The organism is Fructilactobacillus sp. X2R5C2 (genome assembly GCF_059901375.1).
The window spans coordinates 1-230 of record NZ_JBWXUX010000058.1 but is presented as its reverse complement, the minus strand read 5'-3'; the positions used below and the strand labels follow the sequence as shown (position 1 = coordinate 230).

Genomic DNA, 230 nt, shown 5'->3' with positions numbered 1-230 from the left:
GTCGCGTCCTTGTTGAAGTGGAAGATGCCGAAGCCACCAGCCATGCGGATCAATGCGCTGTCGATCTGCTCGGCGTCGTCGCGGAAGTAGCGTCTGATCTCGCTGCGGGTGGCCTTGTGCAGGGCATTGGGTTCGCGCTGCCACTGGTCGCCGCGGCTGAAGGAGACGAAGTATTGGCCGCCTTCCTTTTCGATGCGGAAATCGGCCGGCTTGCGCGCGCTGGTGGCGAA

1 protein-coding gene is annotated in these 230 nt (G+C 63.0%); it reads right to left on the bottom strand.

All coding sequences use genetic code 11. The features are described from left to right. A partial coding sequence (locus AC6UD2_RS06925) for a hypothetical protein (RefSeq protein ID WP_500698453.1) occupies positions 1 to 230 on the bottom strand: 230 nt, incomplete at both ends.